General features: G+C 69.8%; 22 protein-coding genes. 8 read left to right on the forward strand and 14 right to left on the reverse strand.

The genetic code is table 11. From position 1 onward, the window contains the following. The first annotated feature begins 9 nt into the window (after window positions 1-9). Window positions 10-162, forward strand: coding sequence for a hypothetical protein (locus FNV62_RS48110; protein ID WP_164331877.1), 153 nt, complete (start codon window positions 10-12; stop codon window positions 160-162). 68 nt (window positions 163-230) lie between these two features. On the opposite strand, the gene FNV62_RS48115 is transcribed toward FNV62_RS48110, so the two are convergent. The 7 genes from FNV62_RS48115 to FNV62_RS48145 form a co-directional block, all read right to left on the reverse strand. Further along, complete coding sequence (locus FNV62_RS48115; protein WP_097288010.1) at window positions 231-1,451, reverse strand: serine hydrolase domain-containing protein; 1,221 nt, start codon at window positions 1,449-1,451, stop codon at window positions 231-233. Between the two features lie 121 nt (window positions 1,452-1,572). Next, window positions 1,573-2,865, reverse strand: coding sequence for a CAP domain-containing protein (locus FNV62_RS48120; RefSeq protein ID WP_143604383.1), 1,293 nt, complete (start codon window positions 2,863-2,865; stop codon window positions 1,573-1,575). 74 nt (window positions 2,866-2,939) lie between these two features. Continuing rightward, on the reverse strand, window positions 2,940-3,260 hold the full coding sequence (locus tag FNV62_RS48125) for a DUF1232 domain-containing protein (RefSeq protein WP_060895600.1): 321 nt from the start codon (window positions 3,258-3,260) through the stop codon (window positions 2,940-2,942). Between the two features lie 88 nt (window positions 3,261-3,348). Next, on the reverse strand, window positions 3,349-3,783 hold the full coding sequence (locus tag FNV62_RS48130) for a VOC family protein (RefSeq protein WP_143604384.1): 435 nt from the start codon (window positions 3,781-3,783) through the stop codon (window positions 3,349-3,351). Window positions 3,784-3,944: 161 nt separating this feature from the next. Then, the gene (locus tag FNV62_RS48135; protein ID WP_225900657.1) at window positions 3,945-4,733 is read right to left on the reverse strand and encodes an MBL fold metallo-hydrolase; all 789 of its coding nucleotides are present in this window, start codon (window positions 4,731-4,733) and stop codon (window positions 3,945-3,947) included. 50 nt (window positions 4,734-4,783) lie between these two features. Further along, a complete protein-coding gene (locus FNV62_RS48140) occupies window positions 4,784-5,164 on the reverse strand; it encodes a hypothetical protein (RefSeq protein ID WP_143605797.1) in 381 nt (126 codons plus the stop codon). Window positions 5,165-5,485: 321 nt separating this feature from the next. Beyond that, window positions 5,486-6,409: a MurR/RpiR family transcriptional regulator gene (locus FNV62_RS48145; RefSeq protein WP_143604385.1), complete on the reverse strand. Its 924-nt coding sequence runs from the start codon at window positions 6,407-6,409 to the stop codon at window positions 5,486-5,488. Between the two features lie 290 nt (window positions 6,410-6,699). Between FNV62_RS48145 and FNV62_RS48150 the strand changes: the two genes are divergently transcribed. Beyond that, window positions 6,700-7,851 (forward strand): glycoside hydrolase family 88 protein, encoded by a 1,152-nt coding sequence (locus tag FNV62_RS48150; protein ID WP_143629743.1) that lies wholly within the window; start codon window positions 6,700-6,702, stop codon window positions 7,849-7,851. 53 nt (window positions 7,852-7,904) lie between these two features. Here the strand turns inward: FNV62_RS48150 and FNV62_RS48155 are convergent, their stop codons facing one another. From FNV62_RS48155 to FNV62_RS48170, 4 genes are all read right to left on the reverse strand, one after another. Next, the gene (locus FNV62_RS48155) at window positions 7,905-9,197 is read right to left on the reverse strand and encodes an RICIN domain-containing protein (RefSeq protein WP_143604387.1); all 1,293 of its coding nucleotides are present in this window, start codon (window positions 9,195-9,197) and stop codon (window positions 7,905-7,907) included. Between the two features lie 26 nt (window positions 9,198-9,223). Then, window positions 9,224-11,446: an RICIN domain-containing protein gene (locus FNV62_RS48160; protein WP_143604388.1), complete on the reverse strand. Its 2,223-nt coding sequence runs from the start codon at window positions 11,444-11,446 to the stop codon at window positions 9,224-9,226. A 51-nt stretch (window positions 11,447-11,497) separates the two neighbouring features. Continuing rightward, the gene (locus tag FNV62_RS48165; RefSeq protein ID WP_143629745.1) at window positions 11,498-12,886 is read right to left on the reverse strand and encodes a ricin-type beta-trefoil lectin domain protein; all 1,389 of its coding nucleotides are present in this window, start codon (window positions 12,884-12,886) and stop codon (window positions 11,498-11,500) included. 273 nt (window positions 12,887-13,159) lie between these two features. After that, the gene (locus tag FNV62_RS48170) at window positions 13,160-13,678 is read right to left on the reverse strand and encodes a DUF2231 domain-containing protein (RefSeq protein WP_097288018.1); all 519 of its coding nucleotides are present in this window, start codon (window positions 13,676-13,678) and stop codon (window positions 13,160-13,162) included. Window positions 13,679-13,891: 213 nt separating this feature from the next. On the opposite strand from FNV62_RS48170, the gene FNV62_RS48175 reads away from it, so the two are divergent. After that, window positions 13,892-14,548: a TMEM175 family protein gene (locus FNV62_RS48175; RefSeq protein WP_097288019.1), complete on the forward strand. Its 657-nt coding sequence runs from the start codon at window positions 13,892-13,894 to the stop codon at window positions 14,546-14,548. 27 nt (window positions 14,549-14,575) lie between these two features. Here FNV62_RS48175 and FNV62_RS48180 read toward each other — a convergent pair whose 3' ends face one another. Then, window positions 14,576-16,312: a cholesterol oxidase substrate-binding domain-containing protein gene (locus FNV62_RS48180; RefSeq protein ID WP_143629747.1), complete on the reverse strand. Its 1,737-nt coding sequence runs from the start codon at window positions 16,310-16,312 to the stop codon at window positions 14,576-14,578. 160 nt (window positions 16,313-16,472) lie between these two features. Here FNV62_RS48180 and FNV62_RS48185 point away from each other — a divergent pair, with 160 nt between their 5' ends. The 3 genes from FNV62_RS48185 (at window position 16,473) to FNV62_RS48195 (ending at window position 21,930) form a co-directional block, all read left to right on the forward strand. Then, window positions 16,473-17,456, forward strand: a complete 984-nt coding sequence (locus FNV62_RS48185) for an aldo/keto reductase (RefSeq protein ID WP_097288020.1) — start codon at window positions 16,473-16,475, stop codon at window positions 17,454-17,456. Window positions 17,457-18,093: 637 nt separating this feature from the next. Next, on the forward strand, window positions 18,094-19,272 hold the full coding sequence (locus FNV62_RS48190) for an FAD-dependent oxidoreductase (protein ID WP_143629751.1): 1,179 nt from the start codon (window positions 18,094-18,096) through the stop codon (window positions 19,270-19,272). Between the two features lie 216 nt (window positions 19,273-19,488). Then, the gene (locus FNV62_RS48195; protein ID WP_143629754.1) at window positions 19,489-21,930 is read left to right on the forward strand and encodes a GH92 family glycosyl hydrolase; all 2,442 of its coding nucleotides are present in this window, start codon (window positions 19,489-19,491) and stop codon (window positions 21,928-21,930) included. A 51-nt stretch (window positions 21,931-21,981) separates the two neighbouring features. Here the strand turns inward: FNV62_RS48195 and FNV62_RS48200 are convergent, their stop codons facing one another. After that, the gene (locus tag FNV62_RS48200; protein ID WP_186003173.1) at window positions 21,982-23,010 is read right to left on the reverse strand and encodes a hypothetical protein; all 1,029 of its coding nucleotides are present in this window, start codon (window positions 23,008-23,010) and stop codon (window positions 21,982-21,984) included. A gap of 238 nt (window positions 23,011-23,248) precedes the next feature. On the opposite strand from FNV62_RS48200, the gene tgmA reads away from it, so the two are divergent. Then, complete coding sequence (tgmA, locus tag FNV62_RS48205; protein WP_060896220.1) at window positions 23,249-23,440, forward strand: putative ATP-grasp-modified RiPP; 192 nt, start codon at window positions 23,249-23,251, stop codon at window positions 23,438-23,440. A 15-nt stretch (window positions 23,441-23,455) separates the two neighbouring features. Further along, entirely contained in the window at window positions 23,456-24,400 is a 945-nt protein-coding gene (tgmB, locus tag FNV62_RS48210) for an ATP-grasp ribosomal peptide maturase (RefSeq protein WP_060896219.1), read from the forward strand. Between the two features lie 103 nt (window positions 24,401-24,503). On the opposite strand, the gene FNV62_RS48215 is transcribed toward tgmB, so the two are convergent. Continuing rightward, window positions 24,504-25,715: an ABC transporter substrate-binding protein gene (locus tag FNV62_RS48215; protein WP_143629755.1), complete on the reverse strand. Its 1,212-nt coding sequence runs from the start codon at window positions 25,713-25,715 to the stop codon at window positions 24,504-24,506. Window positions 25,716-25,835 lie beyond the last annotated feature (120 nt).

A 25,835-nucleotide genomic window follows, 5' to 3' on the forward strand; every position in this document is an offset into this window, starting at 1 on the left:
GAGAACGTCATGTCGCAGCAACGCCCTACGCTCGCCCCCCACAGCTACCGGGCGTATTTCGACCACCTGCTCGCCTGCCAGAAGTGCAGCGAGCCACCGAGGCGATGCGGCGACGGCAGCGCCCTGTACCGGACCTACCGGTCCGACCTGAAGAAGTCATGAGCCCGGCCCACGTTCTGTCCGGCGGAGGGGTGCGGCCGGACGGGTGGGTCCGGCCGCACCTTCGCGCGTCAGTCGCGGGCGATACCCGGCGCGATGTCCTCGTGGCGCTCCACGGTGGTCGCCGAGGAGGTCGCGCTGCGCAGCTTCGCGGTCGTCGGCTTGCCGCAGAACGCGGATTCCAGCGTGCGGGCCATCGTGTTCAGCACGTTCACGTTGTTCGAGGTGTTGGCGAGCGCGGTGACGCTGCGCTTGCCGTCCTTCGAGGCGAACGCGTACGTGTAGTAGCCCTGCACGGTGCCCGTGTGGCCGTACACCGAGATACCGCAGGACAGGTCACGGCGGCGCAGGCCGAGGCCGTACCCCTGGGTGCTGTTGACCGTCGTCCACTGCTGCATCTGCGCGAGCTGCGCGGCGGACATGAGCTGCCCGCTCATCAGCGCGGAGAAGAACGTGTCCAGGTCCTGCGTGCTGGAGATGACCGCGCCCGCGCTCTGCGCCCAGGACACCGTCTGCTCGGTGGAGTCGACCAGGGCCCCACCGGCCTCGTCCGGCGTGAGGTAGCCGTTGGCGTGGGTGCCCGGGATGACGGTGTCGGGGTGCACGTAGAAGGTGTCGGTCAGGTTCAGCGGCGTGAAGATGCGGTTCTGGTACTCCGTGGCCACGGAGTGGCCGGTGAGCTTCTCGATGAGCATGCCCGCGACGACGAAGTTCGTGTTGGAGTATGAATAGGCCGCGCCCGGTGCGTTGGTGACCCCGTGCTTGAGGGACAGGGTGATCAGGTCCTGGTAGCTGAAGACCTTGTTGCGGACGGACTCGAAGCCCGGGACCGTCTGCGCGAACATGTCGTTGGTGTAGTCGTACAGCCCACTGCGGTGGCTCATCACCTGACGCACGGTGATCCGGTCGTCGGGCAGCAGCCCGGGCAGATAGGTGTTCACCGAAGCGTCCAGGTCGAGCTTGCCCTCGTCCACCAGTTGCAGCAGGACCACGGCGGAGAAGCTCTTGGTGACGCTGCCGACGCGGAACCGGTCGGTCGTGGTGATCGCACGCCCGGTGGCCCGGTCGGCGACTCCCTCCGACAGCTGGTGGATCGTGCCGTTGTCGTCGACCCGCACCATCGCACCGGGGGCTCCCTGGGAAAGGGCCGTGTGCAGCACCGCCTGTAGACCGGCGTCGTCGGGTGCCGGCAGATCCGCGGCCGCGGCGGTGCCGGCCTGTGCGGGGACTGCGAGGAGGGCCAACAGCACCGCGCCCAGCGCCGTACCTCTGCCCACCGTTCCTGAGACCATCTGATTCTTCTCCCGAGTTCCCTCTGTGTACCGCGCCGCGGATGCGAACGCCGGCACCATCTCTACGCGCAGGAGGGGCAGATGGGTTGCATGTCACGCGAAGGAAAGCGGAAAAGATCCTTCAGCGGCCGAAAAGCTGCGTCCAGTACGTGCCCGCCGTGCCGCCGCCCGCGAAGCCGATGCCTATGTGGGTGAAATCGGGCTTGAGGATGTTGGCGCGGTGGCCCGGACTGTTCATCCAGCCGCGGACGACCTCGGCGGGGGAGCGCTGGCCGCAGGCGATGTTCTCCCCGATGGTGCGGCGCTCGGAGCCCGCGGCGGCGGCCCGGTCCCACGGCTGGCTGCCGTCGGGGGAGGTGTGGGAGTAGAAGGCGCGGGCGACCATGTCGTCGCTGTGCGCCTGGGCCGCGGTGGTGAGCAGGGTGTCGACGGCGAGCGGCGCCAGGCCCTCCGCGGTCCGCTCGGCATTGGTCAGCGCGACCACCTCACCCGCCGTCTGCCGCAGGCCGTCGTGGCTGAAGGGCCTGGCCCACAGCGCCGTCCAGTACATGTCGCCGGAGCGTCGGCCGGGGACGTACGCGAGCCCCGCCTGGCTGTACGCCGGGTTGTACAGCGTGTCGCGGGACTGCTCGGTGGTGAGGCAGTACTCCACGAACTCGCCCGGGGTGCGGGGGCCGGAGACGAGGTGCTCGCCGACGGTCAGATACGCGTATCCGGCGGATGTGATGCGCTGGTAGACGGAGATCCCCCGGGTGCTCTCGGAGCTGAGGAGTCCGCGTGCCGCCATGTCGGAGGCGTGGGCCCGGGCCGCGGTCGCGAGCCGCGCGTCGAGGGAGACGGGCGGGGAACCGGCCGCGCCGCGCACCGAGTTGACCAGGTCGAGGAAGCCGTCCGGGTCGGCAGCCGCCATCGGTGTCGGATCGTCCCCGGTGGCGTCCTCGGTGACATCGACCCCGAAGTCCCGTGCGATGCCGGCCAGTCCGTCCGCGTATCCCTGGCCCAGTGCGCGCAGCTTCCACGCCGTGCCGCGTCGGTAGATCTCGGCGAGCAGCAGCACGGTCTCCCGCTGTGGGCGCGGGGGTGTGAACCGGGCGAGGGCGTGACCGCCCGGACCGCTGACGTGCAGGGTGGGAGCGGGCAGTCGGCCAAGTGGCGTACCGGGATCGGCCGGACTGACGACCACGGTGACGCGGCTCGCGCCGGGCCGCAGGCGCGGCGGGTCGATGGTGAGGTGCTCCCCGGTGAGCCGGGCGCCCGGTGCCGTCGGCTGGTTGTAGAACACGAAGTCGGCGTCGCCGCGCACTTTGCCGCTGTCGTCGGTGATGAGTGCGGAGACGTCGAAGGGACCCGGCACCCGGATCGTCAGGATGCCGCCCGGCAGGGGCACGTTGCCCCCGGGAACCAACTCGCTCATCGTGCCGCCCGTGGAAGTGACGGTCCTCGCGGACCACCGGCACGGGCGCACCCGCTTCCCGCCCGCTCACCCCGTCAACGTCCCGTTCGCTCCCGAGGGTTCCCGCGCTCCGCGGCACCGCGTGCGTCGATCGCCTCGGGCGGGCGCAACGACCGCAGCGCGAGCAGGAGTACGCCGATGTCGTCCAGGTAGATGGGGTCGGGCAGCAGGTCGGTCGGCAGCAGGAGATAGGCGACCGCACCCCAGAAGACCCAGCGGGACCCGGTCGGAAGCCCCGCGCGCCTGAGGTCACGGCGGGTGCGCACGAGTCGTACCAGGACCGCGATCGCCACCCCGAGCGCGGCGGCACCCAGGATCGCGACGATGAGGACCACCGTCCATGTCGTGGAGTCCATGAGTTCCGTCCAGAGCTCTCGTAGGGCAGTTCCTCCCCTTCGTGTTCCCGCTCGCCCGGTTCGTACCGCCCCCGAAACACCGGCCGATTCAGGCCGAGCCGGCGGCGACGCAGAACTCGTTGCCCTCCGGGTCGGCCATCACCACGTGGTGCCCGTCGAACTCCTCCAGGACGGAGCCGCCCGCCTTCACGAGCCGCTCGGACTCCGCCCTGATCCGCGCCCACCGCTCTTCGGGACCGCCGTGTCCCGGCACACGGACGTCGATGTGGAGGCGGTTCTTCGCCGTCTTCGGCTCGGGAACCTTGAGGATGGACAGGCGGGGGCCGACGCCGTCGGGATCGCAGAGCCACGCGCCGTCGTCCGCGGAGTCGTCCTCCGGGAGGTCGAACTGCGCGAGCCACTCCTCGCGGGTGGTGAACGGAGCGGGCGGAGGCTCGTCGATGTACCCGAGTGCCGTCTTCCAGAACTCGGCGAGGAGTTTCGCGTCCGCGCAGTCAAGGGTCAGATCGATTCTGGCTGCCATGACAGGACCGTACTGCGCACCTCTGACAATCCGGCCGTACGGCTCTTACCGACCCTCGGGAACGTCACGGCGGCAGAGAACGAAGTCGTCGAAGACGTGCCGTCCGGGGCGGTCGCCGACGGTGTCGATCGCCGCGCGGATGTCGTGCAGTTGGCCCGTCGTCATCTGCAGGGGCGGCTCGTCGGGCTGGTAGGTCGTGCGGACGGGATAGTCCACACCCGGTTGCCGGACATCTCGATGTGGCAGCCGAGCACGTGCGTGACCGGCCGTTCGGCACAGAAGTCGATCAGGCGGTCGACGGTGCGGGTGAACGCGGCCCAGTCCTCGACGTACAGACGGCCGGGATAGACCGTGTCACCGGTGAGGAGGAAGCCGGTCCAGGGGTCGAAGTACGTCACCGCGGCCGCGTGGTGGCCCGGCGTGGCCAGGCATTCCAGGACCCGGCCCCCGAGATCGACGCGGGCGACTCCTTCGGGGTCGCCGTCGAAGCCGAAGAACGGCCAGGCTTTGTCGAGGGCCGCGTCGACGACCGTGGTGCCGGGACGGCCGGCGAACTGCGCGTCCCCCGCGACGTGGTCGCCGTGCGGGTGGGTGTGCAGCACCAACAGCTCGTAGCCCTCCCGGGGACGGGCGGTCAGCCAGGTCTCCAGCAGCTCGTCCACCACCCGGCGCAGAGGGAACCAGTCGGCCGAGGCCGTGGCACCGGTGTCGATCAGCACGGCCCGTGTCTCGCCGAACAGCAGGAAAAGGAACGGCGCCTCGTAGTCGACGGCCATGTTCTGCCGCAGGATCACCGTGTGCGCGTCGTGGGCGTGGACCTGGATGTCGGGATCGGTGTTGTGCTTGGCCGACGGCGATCCGTGGATCCACCGCACGTCCAGCGCCCGCGCGCCCGCGGCCTTCTCCGCTGCTTCAGTGGTCTGTTCGGTCCTCGGCCTCTGGGTGTCCACGACGTCTCCCGGTGATGATCCCGCCGGGACCACCACCTGGACCCGGGACCTCAGTTTCGCCCGGCGTTGTGGTCGACGAGTGCCTGGGTCACCGCTCGGACGCTCCGGGCGATGTGATTGAGCTGCAGCACTTCGGCGGCGTACATCTTGATGGTGTGCTCGATGACCGATTCGTGCAGGCCGAGAGCGGGGAGTTCGGCCCGGGCGGTCTGCAGGGCGGTCCGGGCGACCCGGATCTCGTGCTGCACCTGGATCTGGGCGTGACGGGCGAGCAGCACGGGGTGCTTTCTGAGCGCCGGGTAGCTCGCGTAGCGGGAGGGCACCAGATCGCGCAGCCACTTGGTCGCGGAGCGCTCCCAGTCGAAGCTGCCGGGGGTCTTGACCTGGCACGGCCAGTCCGAGGTCATCGGTGAGTACGTCGTCAGGGCCATGTTCATCGCTTCCGGGTTACGTCGGCGGCAAGGGTCAGCGGGTTATGGGGCGGCCCCGGTCTAGGGGATGGCCGGGGCCGCCACCACGGGCACCCACTCACGCGGGGCCCGTCCGAACATCCGGGGCCCCATGCGGGTAGGAGCGGACGGCCCCGGATGGCCGTAGGACGTGACCCGGAGGCCTCCTGGTCTCATCCGCGAGAAGTATTTATATATACCGCCGGATGCGCAAGGACATGAAAAAATTCATCCGCGATATGGGCGAATGATCCCGCGATGCCGTAGTGGCGGGGGGTGTGCGGGAGGGAAGCCGTGCGGGGGTCAGTCCTTGAGGAAGAACTGGTGCTGCTCCGCGATCTGCTCGTACTCCTCCAGCCGCGCCTGCGTCCGCTCCGGATCGGCGTCGGACATGGCTTGGAGGAGCGCCGCCGACATCATGACGGGCGCGGCGTAGGAGTCGAAGACGAGACGGGCCCCGGTGCCCACGGTGAAGGTGGCGTCCGCCTCGTCCGCGAGCGGTCCGAGCGCCAGGTCGGTGATCAGGGCAACCTTCAGCCCCGCGCTGCGCGCGACCCGCACCGCGGTCAGCGTCTCCTGGGCGTGCCGGGGCATTCCGAAGGCGAGCAGCCAGGTGCCGCCCGCCTCGCGCGACTGGAGCAGCGCGTCGTAGGCGACGCTCCCGCCGCGCGTCACCAGCCGCACATCGGGGTGGATGCGGCGGGCGGCGTAGGCGAAGTACTCGGCCAGCGACACCGAGATGCGCAGGCCGAGAACGGTGAGCGGGGTCGACTGCGACAGCGCGCGGCCGATGGCGATCACCTGGTCCGGATCGGCGAAGTCGCGGCGCAGGTTCTCCAGGTTCTCGATCTCGGCGTCCACCGCCAACTGCAGCTCGTTGCCGTGGTCCTCCGCGGGCGCGCCCGGGGCGCTGGAGAGTGTGCTGAGCGCGATGGCCTGCAGTTTCTCCCGCAGCGCGGGGTAGCCGCTGAAGCCGACCGCCGCGGCGAAGCGGGTCACCGAAGGCTGGCTGACCCCGACGCGTTCGGCGAGATCGGTGATCGACAGGAACGCCGCCTCGGTGATGTGCTCGATCAGGTACTGGGCGATGCGGCGCTGTCCGGGCGAGAGCCGGGGGCCGTCGAACAACTCCCTGAGCTGGGACGTGGGTGCCGCGCCCACCTCCGGAGCCGTCTTTCCCGAGGTGATCGCAGACGCCTGAGCGCGTGCCTGCTGCGGCGATGGCACCGATGTGCCTCCTTCGTGTCCCACGAGAACTCAACATAGCTCACGGACCGTGCTGACCAGGGCATGGATGACCACACGCCGTAGCTCGGCGGGCGTGGAACGTGAGGTCGGGAGCCCGGTGGGCGGCATGGCCCGGTGTGAGCGGGAGGCCGTACGGCCTGGGTTCTGCTCCATGAAGATCGCATCAGGATGTGAACCTGGTCTGATTCACGACAAGTTGACGACGGGCCATGGACAGCGACTGAGACGGGTGTTGAGGATGGGAGTCCCCATCCGTAGGAGTTGTTCATATGCGTAGACGACGCCTGCTGACCGGTGGAGCCGCCCTCGCGGCCGCCGCCTCGCTCCAACCCGCCCTGACGGACACCGCGCAAGCCGCTTCACCCGCCACGCCGCTACCCTCCGGAGCCGCGGTCGTCACCGTCCTGCGGCGCGTGGCCGACCAGTGGATCGGCGCGCACACGGACCCCGGCGACAACGGCTGGGCCAACGCCACCTTCTTCAGCGGACTGCTCGCTCTCCAGCGCCTGACCGGCAGCCCCCGCTATCTGGCGTACGCCAGGAACTGGGCCGAGAAGCACGCGTACGGCCTCAACGGCGGAGTCACCACGCGCCATGCCGACAATCACAACGCCGGGCAGGCCTACCTCGACCTGTACGAGATCGAGCCGGAGGAGAGCAAGATCTCCGCCATCGAGGAGTCGCTCCACCGCATGGTCTACACCGACCAGCCGGACAAGAACGACGACTGGTGGTGGGACGACGCCCTGCACATGGCGATGCCTCCGTTCGCCAGGATCGGAGTGCTCCGCGGCGACCCGCGGTACTGGCAGAAGCTGTACGCCCTCTACGACCACACCAAACGTCTGGAGGGCGGACCCGGCCTGTACGACGCCGGCACGGGGCTCTGGTATCGGGACAAGCGGTTCCTCCCCGGGGTCCCCGGCGGGATCCTCTCGCCCGCGGGCAAGCCGGTGGTCTGGTCGCGCGGCAACGGCTGGGTGGCGGGCGGACACGCCAAGACGCTCAAGGCGCTGCCACCCGCCGAGCGGCGCACCGGTGAGTACCGCGACACCCTTGTACGTCTGGTGACGGCCGTCGCCGGGATCCAGCGCACCGACGGCTTCTGGAACGTCAACCTCGCCGACGCCACCCATCTGCCGGGCCCCGAGACGAGCGGCACCTCCTTCTTCCTCTACGGCACCTCCTACGCGATCCGGGCCGGCCTCGTCGACCGGCGCACCCACCTCCCGGTCGTGGCCCGCGCCTGGAACGGCCTCGTCAGCACGGCCGTGCACCCCGACGGCTTCCTCGGCTACGTCCAGAACGTCGGCGACCGCCCCGAATCCAGCCAGCCCGTCACCTACGACAGCACCGCGAACTTCGGCGTGGGCGCCTTCCTGCTCGCCGGCACCGAACTCGCCCGCCTGGTCGGACCCTGACGTGACACACCGGTGCCCCCGCCATGCGCGGCGGGGGCACCGGCCTGTCGCTGTCAGGGCTGCGCGGTGAGCGTGAAGCTCTGCGCCGCGGAGCCGTCGCAGGTGCGCTGGGTGAGCTGGACGCTGTTCGTCGAGGCGCTCGCCGAGGTCAGGCACTTGCCGCTGTGGCGGGCCGTGAAGTGGTAGCGCCCGGTGCTCTCCTTCACCGGCAGCCACTGCTGGTTCTGTCCACCCGAGTAACTCCACAACTGGAGCGGCGCGTTGTCGGCCGTCGAGACACCGGTCACGTCGATGACCTGCTGTGGATTGACACGGATGGCGGCCTGCCGGTACCCGCTGTCGGTCGAGCGGAACTGGAACTGCTGGGCCTGGGTGCCGTTGCAGGCGTACTGCTGGATCACGGTCCCGTTCGCCGTGGCGGCCGAACGGGCGTCCACACAGGTGCCGTTGCCGGCATTCGTCAGCGAGTACCAGGCGGTCTCGGAGGGGGAGTCGGCCGGGGGTGTGCCGGTGTCGGCCCCTCCCAGCCACTTCAGGCCGTCCAGCAGGAACTGATTCTGTGTCGCGCTCGCGAACGTCGACGACAGACGCGTGTTGGTCGTGTAGTTCATCGCGTTGTGGCCGAAGTTCGCGTACAGCATCTTGTACTGCGTGTTGGTCCACAGGATCGGGTAATAGCCGCTGTACCAGGACTGGTTGGGATCCGTTCCCACCGGGAAGCTGCTGGGGTCGATCGAGGCCAGGATCCTGATGTTCGGGTTCTGCCGCAGATCGTTGGACCAGCTGTACCACTCGCTGACCGACGAGGTGAACGTGGCCGGCAGGTTCTTGGTGGCCGCGTGCGTCCGGTCCTCCACCTTCAGGGTCACCGATGTCGGACCCCAGGTGTTGGACACGAAGTTGCCCGAGCCGAGGAACGTGTTGTGGTACCAGGACCAGCTCGCCGCGTCCGTCGTGAAGGCGGAGACGTGGAAGCCCATGAAACCGCCGCCGCCCCTCATGTACGCCTCGAACCCGGTGCGTTGGGCGGCGGTTTGCGGCAAGTCGTCCAGGAACAGGACGACTTGGTACGCGTTGACCCCGCCGTTGGCGAGCAGGTCCCAGTTGGTGCTGGCCGTGTAGGTGAAGCCGTTCGCCGCGGCCTGCTGCGGGAACCAGACGTTGGCCTCCTTGTCGAAGTCGATGTGTGCCGCGTCGTAGGTGCCGCTGTAGAGCGCGAGCACCTTGAACGGGGTCGCCGCGGTGCTCGCGTGGGCGGCGGGCGGTACCGCGAGGCCGAGCAGCGCCGCCAGCAGGAGGAGGATTCGCAGGGCCGCGCGGGTGGAACCGGATCTGATGGTGTGCATCTGCTGATCGATCCTTTCCGTGCGGTTTACGGGTAGTTGGTGAGGTAGGCGACGTTGGTGCCGGAGTTGGACGGTCCTCCCGTGCTGTTGATGATGTGGCTGATGGTGCCGACACCACCCAGCGAGACGGTCACCATGTCGTGGAACCTGACCCCCGACACGCTCGGCACCTCGAAGGCGTGATCGGCGACCACGCTCGAGTTGGCGCTGAAGTAGCAGTAGCTGCCCAGACCCCACGCCTCGTGGCTGGTGACGGACGAGGCGACCTTGTAGGCGGGATAGCCCTTCCCGCCGCCGTTCATCCAGGAGGCCTGGTTCGGCGGGTCGTAGGGCATCTCGTTCTGGAAGAAGTACGTTCGGCCACCGTTGCCGTTCCAGGTGACCTGGGTCTTCTGGTAGTGCTCGACGAACAGGCCGTACGCGGTGACGTTGTTGCCGTTGACGGTCAGGCCGTTGTCCGCCGTGTTGGTCGTCCAGCCGACCGTTCCGGAGTTGCCGTGGTCGGCCCGCCAGATCCAGGTGTGGTCGATGATCGTGTTGGCGCTGTTGATCACCAGCGAGTTGGTCGCCTTGCCGACGGTCGCGCCGCCGATCCGGATGAAGACGTCGGACAGCTGCGTCGGGTCGGCCGCGTGGGTGGCGGACGAACCGGACGGGCCGATCTGCATCAGGGTGGTGGAGTTGGTGGTGCCCGCGTCGATCAGCAGGCCCGCCAGCTGGATGCCGTCCACGTCGGCGGTGGTGACGGCGGTGATCCCGCCGTCCGGCACGAAGGTGGCCAGGCCCATGCCCAGCACCACCGTGTCGGGGCGCGTGATGTTGATCGTCTGGTTGAGGTGGTAGACGCCGGGGGTGACCAGCAGGTTCTTGCCCGCCGCGAGGGCCGAGTTCATGTCGGCCGCGGTGGCGCCGGGCTTGACGATGTAGAACTGGTCGATCGGCAGGGACTTGCCCGTCGGGGTCTTCCCGCTCCACGTGGTGCCGACGGCGTTGGACTGCAGCCCGGGCACGAACACCTGGTAGGCGCCCGCGCTGTCGACGTAGAGGAACGGCTTCTCGCGGATCGTCGGGGAGCTGGCGACGTTGGTGTACGTCGGGAAGGACTGGGCGGGCGCGCCCTGGTCGCCGACGAAGACCATGTTCCAGTTGGAGCCGGACCAACTGCCCATCTGTGAGTTCCGGGTGAGGAACTGCTGCTGGGTACCGGACTGGATCTGTCCGTCGACCTTGGTGTCGGAGATGAAGCCGCCGCTGGACCAGCCACCGTCGTCCAGCGCGAGGTTGCCGCGCACGTGCATGCGCCGGTACGGGGCGGCCTGCGAGACGGCCCAGCGGTCGCTGCCGCCGGTGGGGTTGACCGACAGGTTCTCGGCGTCGCGCCAGAAGTTCTGGGTGGCGTTGCCCTGGAACCAGTCGGCCTCCGCGTGCACGGAACCGTTGATGGTCACGTCGTCCGGCGAGAAGCCGAGGCCTGCGACCTGCGTGTAGAAGCCGACGTTGGCGTTGGCGCTGTAGGTGCCGGGCTTGAACAGCAGGGCCTGGCGGGCCGAGCCGAACTGGTTGGTCTCCTGCTGGGAGAAGACCGAGTCCAGCTTGGACTGGATGCCGGCCGCCGACATCGACGGGTCGAACACCGTCACGTTGGGACCGAAGTCCGGAGTGCCCGGCGGGTTCGTCGTGCCGCCACCCAGAGTGAAGGACTGCGCGGCGGTGCCGTTGCAGGTGTACTGCGCCAGCTGCACGCTGTCCGCGGTGGAGGCGCTCGGGACGTCCAGACACTTCCCGCTGTTGCGGTTGACGAAGTGGTAGGCGCCGTCGGCCTCGGCGACGGGCAGCCACTGCTGGTTGTTGCCGCTGGAGTACGTCCACAGCTGGACGGGCGCGGAGTCGGCGGTGGAGACGTCGGTGACGTCCCACGCCTTTGTGGCGTCCAGGTTGCTGTTCACCCGGTAGTAGCCGCCACTGGTGGCCACCAACTGCCAGTTCTGCGCGGTGCTTCCGTTGCACGCGTACTGCTGGACGGCGGTGCCGTCGGCACTCGCGGCCGAGCGGGCGTCGACGCACTTGCCGCTGCCTTTGTTGACCACGGTGGTGTAGCCGGTCGGTATCGCGGCGGCGGCCGAGGCGGCCGCGCTCGCCGAGCCCTGCGCGGCGAACTCGATGCCGGTCACGGTGGTCGCCACGAGTGCGACCGCCGTGAGCGCTCTCGGGACGCGATGGCGGCCGGTCAGTCTCTTCCGTCTGAGCACGGATTCTCCTGTGGTGATGGGGGGTGGGGTGGAAAGGTCGGAGGGCGTCCGTCAGCCGGTGTACTTGGCGAAGATGCTGGTGAACTGCCAGTTGCTCTGGGCCACTCCGGAGCAGGTGTCGTCGTTCGGGTAGCTGCCCGGGCAGGGACGGTCACGGTTGGCCGACCAGAACGTCAGCCGCGCGAGGTGGTGCGTCTGCGCGTAGCCGAGGATGGTCTGGAAGTCGGCGGTGGTGACTGTCTCGTTGTTGTCGGTGATGCCGTTCATGGAGGAGATGCCCATGTCCCGGTACGCCTGGTCGTCGCTGTAGCCGTACGCGTTCTTCAGCGCGGTCTTGAGGCCCTCCGCGGCCCGCTGGGTCAGCGTGCCCATGTTCTGGCCGGCGCCGCCGAAGTCGAACGGCATGATCGTCCAGGCGTCCACGGTCAGCCCGGACGCCGCGGCCCGGTTGATCAGGCTGGCGTCGGGGCCGCTCTGCCCGGTGCCGATGGTGACGTACACCTTGATGCCCGGGTTGTTGGCCTTGACGGTCTTGAGCGCGTCCACGGTGCGCTGCTGGACCGTCGTGTTGCTGTAGGCGTCGGCCTCGATGTCGATGTCGATCGCCTTGAGCCCGTACGCGTTGATGACCCTCTGGTACGCGGCGGCCAGTTCTCCGGCGCTGGAGCAGGAGCTCTCCAGCTTGTTGCCGCTGTAGCCGCCGAAGGAGGGGACGACGTCGCCGCCGGCCGAGCGCACGGTGTTGATGGTCTGCTGGTCGACGCCGCCGGTCAGCGCGCGACCGCCGTCCCACTGCGGGTTGCAGTAGCCGTTGCTGAGGACGAAGGCCAGCGTGAACCACTTGACGCCGGTGGCGTTCATGACGGTGGTGGGGCTCGGCGGGTTGCCCCAGCCGTTGTAGAGGTAGGGGGCGACGGCCATCGCCGCGGAGGGGGGCGTGCCTCCGCCGTCGGCGGCGGGCGCGGTCCACTTCTGGTTGGCGGCGCCGGTGCAGGTCCAGATCTGGATAGGCGTGCCGTTGGTCGAGGTGTTGCCGGTGACGTCGGCACACTTGTTCGCCTGCGGATTGACGAGGTCGCGGGCGGCGGAGACCGTCCACTTCTGGTTGGCGCCGCCCGTACAGTCCCACAGCTGGAGCTTGGCCCCGTCCGCGGTCGAGTTGCCGGTGACGTCAAGACACTTGCCGAGGGCTCGTACGGTTCCGTCGGAGCCGACGGTCCACTGCTGGGCGGTGGTGCCGTTGCAGTCGTAGAGCTGAACGGCCGTACCGTTCGCGGAGTTCGCGCCGGCCACGTCGAGGCACTTGCCCGCGAGTCCGGTGATGGTCCCGGTGGCGGCGGAGGCGGGGGAGACGCTCAGGGCGCCGGCGGAGAGAGCGAACACCGCCGTGGTCAGAGTGGCGCGCAGCACGGTGGAGCGCGCGAGGGATTGTCTTGCCATCAGAGGGTCACAGCCCTTCGGGGAGGCTGACAGTGGGGGGCGTTCATGTCCGTGAACGTTGAGTGCATTCATGGAGCTGTAGTGATCGGTGAACCTAAAGGTCTGAACCAAACTCGTCAAGAGATGAAGCAAAGCGGGCTTCGAATTGACCTGGGTTCACAAGGAGTTGAACGCATCGACCATCCCGGAGACAGCGAACAGCCGAGGCTCCGCCGTGCGGAACCTCGGCTGTGCGGGCAGCGGTTGTGTGGAGCCCGCTTGTGGCGGCCTCGGTCAGTTGCCCTGACTCTGCGTGGTCTTCGAGTAGGCGTCGTGCCAGGCCGCCTTGGCACCCGAGTCGCCGATGCGGTACACGTCCACCACGGAGCCTGTCGCCACGACGAGGGACAGCACGACCGCGGCGGTCCGTATCGGCGCGGACGTCAGACGGATCGCCGGACCCTGGGTGTCTCCCTCGCCGGGGGCGGTGCGTCGCGCCGCCCACCACAGGGCCGAGGACAGCACGAACAAGCCGAGGGCCCATGGCAGCAGACCGTCGCCGAGCTGGGCGTGTCGCTCCACCAGGGACGAACTGTCGACGTGCTTCTCCAGCCACTCTCCCGCCTGCGTGGTGAGAGGCACGCTCACCAGCGCCACGAGCGCGAGCACCGGCGGCAGGACGCCGAGGCGCCGCGCGAGGTGCGGCCAGATCGCGCAGACGACGAGCGCCAGTGCGCTCAGCGGTACGAGGACGACGACGATGTGGACGAACAGGACGTGTGCGGGCAGGCCGTTGACAATGCTGGGGCTCATCGGGCTTGTCTCCTGGAGACGCTCGGTCGCGAAGTGGGGGGTGTTCAGGGGCGGCGGTGATGATCGCCCGGCGCCCGGCGGCTCGCAGCCTGGCACAGGAACTTCTCAGCTTCTTCTGAGGCGGGAGTGCGCGCGGGCGGGCGCCGGTACTCTGACCGCTTGCCGTCCCCATTGACGCCGACAGGCGTTCCTCACACCCCTGGTGCCCCCCTGATGACCAACCGTGTCCCGCGCCTTCCCCGCCGCGACGCCATGATGGATCCCGACCGGCTCGTCACCTTCGGCGACGCGGTGATCGCGATCGCCATCACACTGCTCGCGCTCGACATCACCGTTCCCGAGGGGCTGGCCGACGGCGAGGTCGGAGCCGCGCTGAGGGACGCCCTGCCCAAGTTCGGGGCGTATCTGCTGAGCTTCGCCGTCATCGGCGCCCTGTGGCTGGGCCAGCACGCGCTCTTCCGGCAGATCGCCGCGCTCGACAACTGGCTGCTCCGCCTCTATCTCGCTCTGCTCGCCGTCGTGGCCGCGCTCCCGTTCCCCACGCGTCTCATCAGCGAGTACGGCAACACCGCCGTGGCCACCTCGGTCTACGCGGCGACGATCGTCCTCGCCGTCGGGCTGCTCACAGCCATGTCCGCCCGTCTGTGGGCCAGTCCGGCCCTTGCCAAGCCGACCGTGCTCCCCGCGCAGATCAGGCAGTCGGTCCTGAGGGGTCTCCTGACCGTCCTCGTCTTCGCGACCTCGATTCCGGTGTCGCTCGCCTCCCCGACGGCAGCCAAGTACTGGTGGCTCCTCACGGTTCCCGCGCGTCTGCTGTTCCGCGAGACGAGTACGCCCGACCACGAGCAACTGACCGCTGCCGTCGAGTGAGACCATCGCGCTTCGCGGGACCGGACATCAGGGGAAGAGCCGGTTGAGGAGGGCCGTGCCGAAGACCCGGTGAGGATCGAGCCGGTCGAGGACGGTGGCCGCCTCGTCCCAGCCCGGGCCCACGCCGTCCCGGAAGGAGGCGGGCACCGCGGTGCCCAGCACCTCCTCGTCGTCCCACGCGGCCTCGTCCGTGTAGCCCCAGCCCTTGGACCACTCGACGCGGGTGAGGGCGTACCCGCCGTCGTACGTCGTCAGCAGGAAGCGCTCCAACTCCCGGTAGAACGCCTCCGCGTCGGGCGTCCCGGGCAGTGTCAGCACGTCCAGCCAGACGGCCGTGTCCCATTCGGGGTGGTCGGCGCGAGGGCGCAGCGCGGACAGCAGTGGCGCACGGGCACCCGCCGAGTCGGCGTCGGACGGGTGGTCGAGGCCGGTCACCCTGATTTCCACCTGGCCGTTGACGGGGTGGCGACCCTGGGCGGCGTAGGCGGTGAGGCGCTCGCGGAAGAAGGCCGTGAACTCGGCGATGACGCGCTGCACTTCGGCACGCGAGGTGAGCACCGCGTACCCGTTGGCGGTCACCCGCAGTGTGGTGGGCCTGATGTAGAGCAGCGTGTTCTTCGACGGCCCCCAGAGGTCGGCCGACAGGGTGGCGGTCAGTCCCACGGCCGCCGCGGTGAGCTGCGCGGCGCCCAGGAGCGGCGCCAGATACCAGGCCGCGTCGGCCACCATGCGTCCGGCGAGATCGGCGACGACGGTGGGGATGTTGTCCGAGAAGGGGTAGTTGTACGGCGACCCCACGCGGCGGGAGGCCGGCGGCCGGGTGGGGGCGACACTCCAGACCTTCAGCCAGGGGTGCTCGGTGAACGCGAACCAGATCGCCTCCGCACGCCCCGACTCGTCCAGGAAGCTCGCGAAGGTGCGCCGGCCCTCGGGGCCGCCCGGCGCCGCGAAGAGTTCGGCGGCCGGGATGTCCGTCCGGCTGACGCAGCGCAGATGGGTGTTGGCGCCCACGCGCAGCGTCACCTCGGTGACCAGAGCGCGGCCGAGATGCGTGAGGAGCGCCGCACCGTCGGGGTCGTCCCTTGCGTACGTCCGCAGGACATAGGCGTCGCTGTCCGCGTCCCACACCACCGCCGTGAGGGACAGGACGAGATTGCTGAGCGAGCCGTAGGTGTGCCCGGGCAGTCTGCTCTCGCCGTGGGCCGGAACGGCCGTGCCGTGCGCGTCGACGGCCAGGGCGCCGCCGAGCGTCAGGTCGCCGGGCGCGGGCGCAGCCGTGAGGCCGAGGCCGTGGTCCTCCAGATGACCGAGCAGCGCTTCCAGCGTGACGCCGGCACCGGCTCGTACGACGGCGGGGTCGGTGGACTCCAGGGACACACCGGTGAGATGCCGGGCGGTGTCGACCAGCAGCACGGGAGCGCCCGCCTCGGTCCCCATGGGGATCGTCAGCGGTGACCAGCCGTGGGAACTGCCCCGGGCACGCACCGACCAGCCCTGCTTCCAGGCCCAGTTGACCACGGCGACCACCTGGCCCTGGTCGGCCGGGGCGCAGGCCCACAGCCCCGTGGCGGTGATCTCGCCGACCCAGTTGCGGTACGCCGACCGGTAGACGTCGACACCTTCGGGGAAACCGGGAAGCTCCTGCGCCGCGGCGGCGCGGTCCGGCAGCGCGAGCGGCAGCAGCGCGGTGAGCGAGGCCGCGCTCAGCAGGAACCCCCGACGGGACCAGGGGGTGCGCCCTTCACTTTCTAAATGGTCGGTCACGCGGTTCACGGTAGGTGACGGTTGACACGCATCACCTGTCCGTCAAAACGATTCATCCATGTGGGTGAATGACGCACTGTTGCGTCCGCCTGGGGGGCGAGGGCGGGCGCGGGCGGGGTGGGCGTCCTGCGCGGGCGGGCGGAGATGTCAGACTGACGGCATGGACGAGCGTGAATTCGGCAGGTCAGGCCAGAAGGCATCGGTCATCGGTCTCGGTACGTGGCAGCTCGGAGCCGACTGGGGCGACGTGAGCGACGCGGACGCCAAGGCGGTGCTGGAGACGGCGGCGGAGTCGGGGGTGACGTTCTTCGACACCGCTGACGTGTACGGCGACGGGCGCAGCGAGCAGACGATCGCGTCCTTCCTCAGTGGCCGCCCCGACCTGCACGTGATGGTGGCGACGAAGATGGGTCGCCGGGTCGAGCAGATTCCGCAGAACTACGTCCTCGACAACTTCCGCGCGTGGAACGACCGTTCCCGGCGCAATCTCGGCGTCGACCGCATCGACCTGGTGCAGCTGCACTGCCCGCCGACCCCCGTCTACTCGTCGGACGAGGTGTTCGACGCGCTGGACACGCTGGTCGAGGAGGAGCGGATCGCCGCGTACGGGGTGAGTGTCGAGACGTGTGACGAGGCGCTGACCGCGATCGCGCGGCCGAACGTGGCGAGCGTGCAGATCATCCTGAACCCGTTCCGCATGAAGCCCCTGCGGCAGGTTCTGCCGGCGGCGCGAGAGGCAGGCGTCGCGATCATCGCCCGCGTTCCGCTGGCCTCCGGGCTGCTCTCCGGCAAGTACACGAAGGACACGGTGTTCGCGGCGGACGACCATCGGACGTACAACCGTCACGGGGAGTCCTTCGACCAGGGCGAGACCTTCTCCGGCGTCGACTTCGTGACCGGCGTCGAGGCGGCGGCCGAGTTCTCCGCGCTCGCCCCGGAGGGCGTCACCCCGGCCCAGCTGGCGCTGCGCTGGATCATCCAGCAGCCCGGAGTGACCACGGTGATCCCGGGCGCCCGCTCGCTCGAACAGGCCCACGCCAACGCGGCCGCCGCGAAGCTGCCGGCGCTGCCGACGGAGACGCTGGACGCGATCGAGGAACTCTACGACCGACGGATCAAGGAGCAGGTCGAGGGCCGCTGGTAGCACCCCGCCGGGGGCTGGCCGCGCGACGGATGTCGTCCGGTGGCCCCTCCTTGGGCTGCCCTCACATAGACGTGGCTTGCCGCTTGATGGTGTGAGGCTGCGCCTCCAGGAGGGGCGTCGGGCGGTCGCGCTCTGCCCCCAGGGCCTGTGGGCCTCCGCGTGGGCGGGGTCCGGTGGCCCGGCTCCCACCGGATCGGGCCCGCGCGCCTGGCCCGCAGCCCCGGCCGCCCGCACCCGCCTCGGTGGCTGTGCGGGCGGCAACAGTAAGCAGTGACCGCCTTCCCCGGACGCCGCGGGACTGCGGTCGGCCGTGAAGACCGCTGCGCGACGCCGCCCGCCATGGGGCCTCCCGCGTGGCCGCCCGCCACGGGGCCTCCCGCGCGGCTGCCCGCCACGGGGCCTCCCGCGCGGCTGCCCGTCACCGGTTCTCCGGCGGGCCCGTCCGCCCTGCTGGTTCGCCCCCCTTGGTTCCCCCTTCGGGCGACGATCCCACCCACCGACACAAACCTCCCGCACGTCGAGCAGCCACACCCAAGGAGAACGAACGCGATCGCAACATACTTGTTCGCAACGAACATGTTCGCTACCTTTGAGGGGTGACAGCGACCCGCGTCACCCCTTCCGAAGGAGCGACACCTTGTCCACTCACCACCCCATCGCCGTCGTCGGCGCCGGTCTCGGAGGCCTCACCCTCGCCCGCGTACTGCACCTGAACGGCATCGAGTCCGCCGTCTTCGACCTGGACGCCTCACCCACCGCCCGCACACAGGGCGGCATGCTGGACATCCACGAGGAATCCGGTCAGGCCGCTCTGCGGGCCGCCGGTCTCCACGAGGAGTTCCGGGCGGTCATCCACGCCGGCGGCGAGGCCATGCGCATCCTCGACCGGGAGGCCACCGTCCGGACGGCGGACGACGGCGAGGGCGGCATACGGCCCGAGGTGGACCGGGGAGTGCTGCGCGACCTCCTCCTCGGCTCCCTGCCCGACGGCACCATCCGCTGGGGCGCCAAGGTCACCGGCGTACGGACGCTCGTGGACGGCCGCCACGAGGTGACGTTCGCCGACGGGCGGACGATCACCGCCGATCTGCTGATCGGCGCCGACGGTGCCTGGTCGAAGGTGCGGCCGCTCGTCTCGGACGCCACCCCCGCCTACCTCGACCTCTCCTTCGTCGAGGCGCACCTCCTCGACGCCGACACCCGGCACCCGGAGAGCGCCGCCGTCGTGGGCAACGGCATGATGTTCGCGCTCGCCGAGGGCCACGGCTTTCTCGCCCACCGCACCCCCGGCGGCTCGCTGCACGTCTACGCCGCGCTGCGCGCGCCCGCCGACTGGGTCACGTCCGGACCCATCGACTTCACCGACGTCGAAGCGGCCAAGGCGAGTCTCCTGGAGCACTTCGAAGGCTGGGACGAGCGGCTGCGGGCGCTGATCGCCGACGCGGACGGGGCGCTCGTCGCCCGCCAGGTCCACGCCCTGCCGGTCGGGCACCGTTGGGACCGCGTTCCGGGCGTCACCCTGCTCGGAGACGCCGCCCACCTGATGTCCCCGTTCGCCGGCGAGGGCGCCAACCTCGCCATGCTCGACGGCGCCGAACTCGCGACGGCCCTCGCCGCCCACCCGGACGACACCGAGAAGGCCCTGACCGTGTACGAGCAGGCGCTCTTCCCGCGCAGCGAGGCCGCGGCGGCCGCGTCGGCGGAGAACCTCGACCTCTGCTTCGCCCCGCACGCACCCCAGCCGCTCGTCGACCGGATGGCCTTCTACCGTGCCGAGGCCGAGGCCGAGACGGCGACGGCGAACGCGACCGGCTGACGCCACCCGCGGGTCCCACCCGCCCGAGCTCCGCACCCCCGTCCCGCCCGCACCCTTCACCGCCCCGTAACCAGCAGTCCGCACCCGCCACTTCCGGCGCTCCCGGCCGCCTTCTATCCTCGCGCCCGGACCGGCGCCCGAGGCGGCCAGTCGTCGGGGACAGCCCGGTCCGACCCGTCATCGCACCTCCTCGTCCAACGGAAGGTGACACCACGTATGCGCCCCCCATGGCTGCGCACAGCAAGACGGTTCGGCAGTCGCACCGCGAGCAGGTCCGCCGCGGTGGTCGTGACCACGGCGGTCGTCCTCGCCCTTCCCGCCCCGGTGGACGCGGCCGGCCTCCCGCCCCAGCGGCCGGTCTCCGCCGTGGACCCACTGATCGGATCGGCGAACGGCGGCAACACCTACCCCGGCGCCACTCTCCCGTACGGGATGATCGCCTGGTCCCCGACCAGCACCACCGGTGATCAGACCAGTACGGGCGCCGCCAACGGCTACCAGTACGACACCACCCGCATCCGGGGGCTGAGCCTCACCCACGTCAACGGCGCCGGCTGCAACCCGGGTGCCGCCGGAGACGTACCGATCATGCCGTTCGTGGGTGATGTGACGTCCTCGCCCTCGGCGGACACCAAGGACGCGGTCTACGCCGCCGACTTCACGCACGCCGAGGAGAAGGCCGTACCCGGGCGTTACACCCTCGGTCTCAAGACGGGCGCCACCGCCGACCTGGCCGTCAGCGAGCGGGCCGGTGTCGCCGACTTCGGCTTCCCGAGCGACCGACCCGCCAACCTGCTCTTCCGCGTCTCCAACTCCCTCAACGGCAGCCAGGACGCGCACGTCGACATCGACGCCGCGCACCGCAAGGTCACCGGCTGGGTCCTCACCGGCGCCTTCTGCGGACGCCGCGCCAACGGCGGCACCAACAACCGCAAGAGCTACTACAAGCTGTACTTCAGCGCCTCCTTCGACCGTGCCTTCTCCGACTTCGGTACGTGGAAGGACGGCACGCTGTCGGCGGGCTCGGCCTCCGCCTCGGGAGGCGAGGGGTACGCCACCGGGGCCGACCGCGCGGGCCGGGGTTCCGGCGGATACGTCGGCTTCGACACCAGATCTGACAACGATGTCCACATGCGCATCGGGATCTCGTACGTCAGTCTCGGCGGCGCCGAGGCCAACCTCCGTGGGGAGATCCCGTCGCACGCGAGCGTCGCCGAGGTGGCCGACGAGGGTGCCCGCGCCTGGGACCGCGAACTGAGCACCGTACGCGTCGGGGGCGGCACCTCCGCCCAACGCACCACCTTCTACACCGCGCTGTACCACGCGTTGATGCAGCCCGACCTGATCAGCGACGCCGACGGCCGGTACTACGGCATGGACGGCGCGGTGCACCGCCTCGCCCGAGGCCAGCGCGCGCAGTACAGCAACTTCTCGGGCTGGGACCAGTACCGCGCACAGATACAGCTGCTCGCCCTGCTGAAACCGAGGATCGCGGGCGACTTCGCCCAGTCCCTCTACAACTTCGCGCAGCAGAACAACGGGGTCTGGGACCGCTGGGTGCACATCAGCGGCGCCACCCACGTCATGACCGGTGACCCTTCGGCGGCCACCCTGGCCACCTTCTACGCCATGGGTGTGCGCAACTTCGACTACGAGGGCGCCTTCGACTCGCTGGTCCGGCAGGCCACCGTGCCCAACGCCGACGGTCTCTCGGACGCGGGCTGCCCCGGACAGTGCGTGGGCCAACGGCCCAATCTCGCCCAGTACTTGACCTCGCACTACGCCGCGCAGGACGTCTGCCACTGCTGGGGCGGCGCCGCCGAGACCCTGGAGGACGCCGTCGCCGACTCCGCGCTCGCGCGGTGGGCGAAGCTGCTCGGCCGTGACCAGGAGGCCGCGGTGCTCGCCGAGCGCGGCGCCTACTGGCGCAATGTGTTCAACCCCGCCGCCACCGCCGACGCGGGCTACATCCAGGCCCGCAGGCTCGACGGCTCCTGGGTGGGCCCGTTCAACCCGGGCAGTGACCTCGGCTTCGCCCAGGGCACCAGTGCCACGTACACCTGGATGGTGCCGCAGGACGTCCAGGGTCTGGCGGCCGCGATGGGCGGCCGGGAGAAGGCCGCCGCCCGCCTCGACGGGTTCTTCCACGCTGCGGACGGCTCCTGGTCGGTGCGCGGCGGCGACCCGCTGCGCTACGACCCGACCAACGAACCCGGCATCCACGCGCCCTGGCTGTACAACGCCCTCGGACAGCCCTGGAAGACGCAGGCGACGGTGCGGCAGATCCTCGACACCGTGTACGGGACCGGTCCTTCGGGGCTGCCCGGGAACGACGACCTGGGCACCATGTCCGCCTGGTACGTCTTCTCCGCCCTCGGTCTGTATCCCCAGAGCCCGGGCAGCGCCTCGATGCTGCTGGGCGCCCCGCTCTTCCCGAGCGCGGTCGTGGACCGTCCGGGCGGCACCGACCTCACCGTCGCCGCGCCCGGCGCGGACGCCGCACACCCCTACATCGACGCCGTACGCGTCAACGGGCGCCCCACGCAACGCTCCTGGACGAATGCCGACCTGACGACGAAGGGCGGCAGGATCGCCTTCCGGCTCGCCGAACAGCCCAACACCCGGTGGGCGACCGACCCGTCCGGTCTTCCCCGGTGAAACCGGTGGTCTCCCGGGAACAGGCCGTTCCCGGGAGACCACCGGCACGGCTCACGGGCGGGGAGCCGCGCTGCGCAGTGCCGTGATGCAGGAGCCGATCGCCTGCTGGAGCTCCTCCAGGCGCTGCACCATGTCGTCCTCGTAGATGTCGTCCGCGTCGTCGAAGGTCAGCTCCTCGAAGACCTTCGTGGCCTTCTGCAGGCTGCTGTAGAACTTCGTGCGGCGCTCCTGGACGCGCAGTTCGGGGTCCGCCTCCACGGTCTCGACGACGAGGTTCTTCATGGTGTCGTACGCCTCGGTCGCCCACTCGCCGGTGTCCTCGCCCTCGTCCAGCTCGTCCAGGAGCGAGAGGTGGCGCTCGGCCTCGGAGAGCAGTTCGGCCGGCGCGTCGAGGGTCTGTCCGGCCGGTGTCCTGATCTGGCCCTTCTCCGCGATCTGGCGGACGTAGCCGATCCGGTCGGCCGCCCTGGTCTCGGTGGCGACCGCCTTCTTCAGCTCGTCGGTGCGGGCGATGTCACGGGCCAGCTCGGCCTGCAGCGCCGGGTCCTCCTTCACCCGGTCGAGGAGCGCGGCCCGGGCCGCCTGGGCCGTGGAGGGGTCGGCGAGGATCGCCGCCCGCAGCGCGGTGGGGTTCTCGGCGACCTCGAGGGCCTTGGTGGGGCGGATGCCCTCGGCCGCGGCGGCCTCGGTGATGGCGCTGCCGCGCTCGGAGGTGGCGCTGGAGCGGGACACGTAGTACGTCTGCCACGCCTCGGCGTCCGGGAGTTCGATGTCCTGGCCCGGGACGAGGACTTCGAAGTGCGGGACCAGACCCTCGTCGGCGGCCCTGTCCCACGCCTTGTAATAGCGCATCACCCGTTCGGGGGAGCACCCGGCCAGCTCGGCGAACTCCTTCGCGGACACCTTCGGCGTCTCGTCCGCGGACTGCCCGCCGGGGCGCACGCTGCGCGCCACCATCAGGGCGAAGGCCCAGCCGCCGTTTCGCGCATAGGCACCGAAGTCGCGTGCGTCACACGAAATGGGGTCCAACACGCCCTGGATCGGGGCGGATTGGGCACTCGGATCGAGAACTACGGTCACCGGGAACTCTCCTGGGTAAGACGACGTCTAGATTACAGAGAATGAAGCCTTGGCCGAAGCTTTCAGCCTGGGTCAAGCAGACAACCAAGCACACACACGTGCAATACGGAAACAAGTAAGCCTGAAACGACGCGATGTGATGCCCTTCACCCCGATGTGGCGGAAAGTGATGAATCCCTTACGGTCGCGACACGTAGGGAAGGGGGCAGGACATCGTGAGATGGCGGGAGGAACTTTTGTGCGACCGTTCACCCTCAACTACGCCTTGCCCACAGGGCATTCGGCCGCAATACCCCCGTACCACTTCGACGTGTCCCTGCAACTGAACGTGCTGCCGGACGGCCGCCCGGCCGTCAGCGACCACGCCCTCCTCATGGCCACCGGCACGACCACCTCCACCGCCGGTTCCCAGACGCACTTCGACGACTGACGGCCCCTCACTCACATGACGGTACTCATTCTCACGGCGGAGCAGGACGTCACCGCCGACATGGTCGTGGCCAGGCTGCACGAACAGGGCGTGCCCATGGTGCGCCTGGACCCGGCCGACCTGCCGGGCAAGGCGGTGCTGTCCGCGGACTACGCGCACGGCGACTTCGACGGCTACCTCTCGGTCAACGGCCATGTGCTCAGCATGGGTGGCCTGCGTTCCGTGTGGGTACGCCGTCCGGGTGAACCCGCGGCGCACGCGGCGGAGCCCTCGCCGTGGCTCACCGCGGAGACCAAGCAGGCCCTGTTCGGCATGCTCTACTCCGCCTCCACCCGCTGGATGAACCACCCGCGCCGGGCCGAGCAGGCCCGGCACAAACCCTGGCAGCTGCGGGTCGCCCACAGCAGTGGCTTCGCGGTCCCACCGACCGTGATCACCACCGCTCCCCGGGTGGCCCAGCAGTTCGTGGAGGAGTACCGGCAGGTGGTGGTGAAGTCCGCCTCGGGGCCGCCGCCAGGCGAACCCCCGGTGGCCCTGCCGACCACACTGATCGGCCCCGACGCGGACTTCTCCGGCGTCGCGGCCGGTCCCGCGCTGCTTCAGCAGTACATCCCCAAGCGGGCCGACATCCGGCTCACCTGTATCGGCAACCAACTGTTCGCCGCACGGAAGGTCGCCGAGGCCGGGCAGGTCGACGGGCGCTTCGGCGAGACCGGACACGGCTGGGAGCCCACCCCGGTGCCCGGCCGCATCTCCCGCTCGGTCCAGGAGTACACCGCGTTCACCGGACTCGCGTACGCCGCCTTCGACTTCGCCGAGGACGAGGACGGCGTCTGGTGGTTCCTCGAGGGCAACCAGGGCGGGCAGTTCGGCTTCATCGAACTGGAGACCGGCCAACCCATCTCGGAGGCGGTCGCCCTGTGGCTCTCCCAGCGAAGACCGGCTGCCAAGGGCCATTGACGCGCGTCGACCTGGCTTGATCCTCCACCTGTGCGGCGGGGCCCGACCTCGCCCACGAGGCGGGCACCGCGTCGAGGTGGCGCCCCCGCCCGCCGTACGGGACTCAGTCGCGCGCCGGAGGTGTGTAGAAGTCGCCGCTGGAGACCCAGACCCCCTTCTTCACGACCACGCGCTGCACGCTCCGGGTCCCGAGGTGATCGTTCGCGCCGAACCGCATCACGGGCGAGACGCCGGGATCCACCGCGGTGGCCTTCTCGTACGCCTCGGTGATCGCGGCCGAGGTGACGGGGCCCTTGATGGTCTTCACGATCTGCGCGAACACCTTGGCGTTGCTCCACCCCCACAGCGCGAGGAATCCGGCGTCCTGGCCGGGCTCGTACCTGGCCATCGCGGTCCTGAACTCCTGCACGGCGGGTTCGGTGTCGGAGGGGGCCTTGACCAGCTGTACGGCCTTGAGTCCCTCGGCGGCGTTCTTGGCCAGGGCGATCGTCGACTCCGCGGCCACGGGCGCATAGCCGTACGTGGCCTGCGCCAGCCCCTGGAGCCTGGCCTCCTTGAGGTAGGCCGCCGCCTCGGGCGAGGTGAGGATCAGGATCACCGCGTCCGGCTTCTCGGCCTTCACCTTGCTGACCACCGGCGTGTAGTCCGTCGTCTGGAACTTGACCGCCAGCCGGTCGACCACCACCGACGGGTCCACCTTCTTCGCGACGGGCTCCACCTGCTTGGCCACGTTGACGAACGCGGCCGGGTCACTGTGGACGACGAGGATCTTCTTCGCGCCGTCCTGGACCGCCCAGGCGGCGACCGCGGCAGCCTGGTCCTCGTACAGGGTCTGCGTACCGAAGAGCCCGGGGCGCGGCGGCTTGTACCAGGACTCGGAGCCCCCCTGCTCATCGACGATCGGCACCTTCGACTGCGTCAGGACGAACGGGAAGGCCGCCTCGGCCTGAGCCGTTCCGTTGGCGTTGACGATGGCCACGACCTTGTCCTGGCCGATCAGCTGGCGCGCGATCTGCACGGTCTGCTGCGGGTCGAAGGCGTTGTCCTTGACGGTCCAGTCGACCTTGCGGCCGTTGATCCCGCCCTGGGCGTTGAGCATCTTGAAGTAGGCGTCGGCGCCCGCCTTCTGCGGCACGCCGTAGGCGGCGACGGCCCCCGTGAGCGGTATCCACGCGCCGATCCTGATGGACGACTGCTGGCCGCTGCCGGCCTCGGCGGAGTCCTGCCCCGCACACGCGCCTGCGGTGAGCGCCACGGCGGCCAGGACGGCGACGGCCCCGGCGGTGCGGCGGAATCTACTGGTTCTCCGGAGCACGGCTCCACCTCATTCTCAACCTGAGTTCGGTTCGGTCACAGTGAGCGGAAGTTCCGGCGGTCGCAGCGCAAGCTTCGACAGGTGCGGCGGAAGCTTTGACAGGTACGGCGGAAGTTCCGG

This window comes from Streptomyces sp. RLB3-17 (assembly GCF_007113425.2).
In the GTDB taxonomy this organism is placed as follows: Bacteria; Actinomycetota; Actinomycetes; order Streptomycetales; family Streptomycetaceae; genus Streptomyces; species Streptomyces mirabilis_D.

What these genes read in the sequence shown, in the direction of transcription:
- FNV62_RS48175 (WP_097288019.1), top strand. Translation starts at nt 13,892, where the DNA reads ATGACCAACCGTGTCCCGCGCCTTCCCCGCCGCGACGCCATGATGGAT.
- tgmB (WP_060896219.1), top strand. Translation starts at nt 23,456, where the DNA reads ATGACGGTACTCATTCTCACGGCGGAGCAGGACGTCACCGCCGACATG.
- FNV62_RS48120 (WP_143604383.1), bottom strand. Translation starts at nt 2,865, where the DNA reads ATGAGCGAGTTGGTTCCCGGGGGCAACGTGCCCCTGCCGGGCGGCATC.
- FNV62_RS48140 (WP_143605797.1), bottom strand. Translation starts at nt 5,164, where the DNA reads ATGGCCCTGACGACGTACTCACCGATGACCTCGGACTGGCCGTGCCAG.
- FNV62_RS48185 (WP_097288020.1), top strand. Translation starts at nt 16,473, where the DNA reads ATGGACGAGCGTGAATTCGGCAGGTCAGGCCAGAAGGCATCGGTCATC.
- FNV62_RS48125 (WP_060895600.1), bottom strand. Translation starts at nt 3,260, where the DNA reads ATGGACTCCACGACATGGACGGTGGTCCTCATCGTCGCGATCCTGGGT.
- FNV62_RS48155 (WP_143604387.1), bottom strand. Translation starts at nt 9,197, where the DNA reads ATGCACACCATCAGATCCGGTTCCACCCGCGCGGCCCTGCGAATCCTC.
- FNV62_RS48110 (WP_164331877.1), top strand. Translation starts at nt 10, where the DNA reads ATGTCGCAGCAACGCCCTACGCTCGCCCCCCACAGCTACCGGGCGTAT.
- FNV62_RS48150 (WP_143629743.1), top strand. Translation starts at nt 6,700, where the DNA reads ATGCGTAGACGACGCCTGCTGACCGGTGGAGCCGCCCTCGCGGCCGCC.
- FNV62_RS48115 (WP_097288010.1), bottom strand. Translation starts at nt 1,451, where the DNA reads ATGGTCTCAGGAACGGTGGGCAGAGGTACGGCGCTGGGCGCGGTGCTG.
- FNV62_RS48130 (WP_143604384.1), bottom strand. Translation starts at nt 3,783, where the DNA reads ATGGCAGCCAGAATCGATCTGACCCTTGACTGCGCGGACGCGAAACTC.
- FNV62_RS48165 (WP_143629745.1), bottom strand. Translation starts at nt 12,886, where the DNA reads ATGGCAAGACAATCCCTCGCGCGCTCCACCGTGCTGCGCGCCACTCTG.
- FNV62_RS48195 (WP_143629754.1), top strand. Translation starts at nt 19,489, where the DNA reads ATGCGCCCCCCATGGCTGCGCACAGCAAGACGGTTCGGCAGTCGCACC.
- FNV62_RS48170 (WP_097288018.1), bottom strand. Translation starts at nt 13,678, where the DNA reads ATGAGCCCCAGCATTGTCAACGGCCTGCCCGCACACGTCCTGTTCGTC.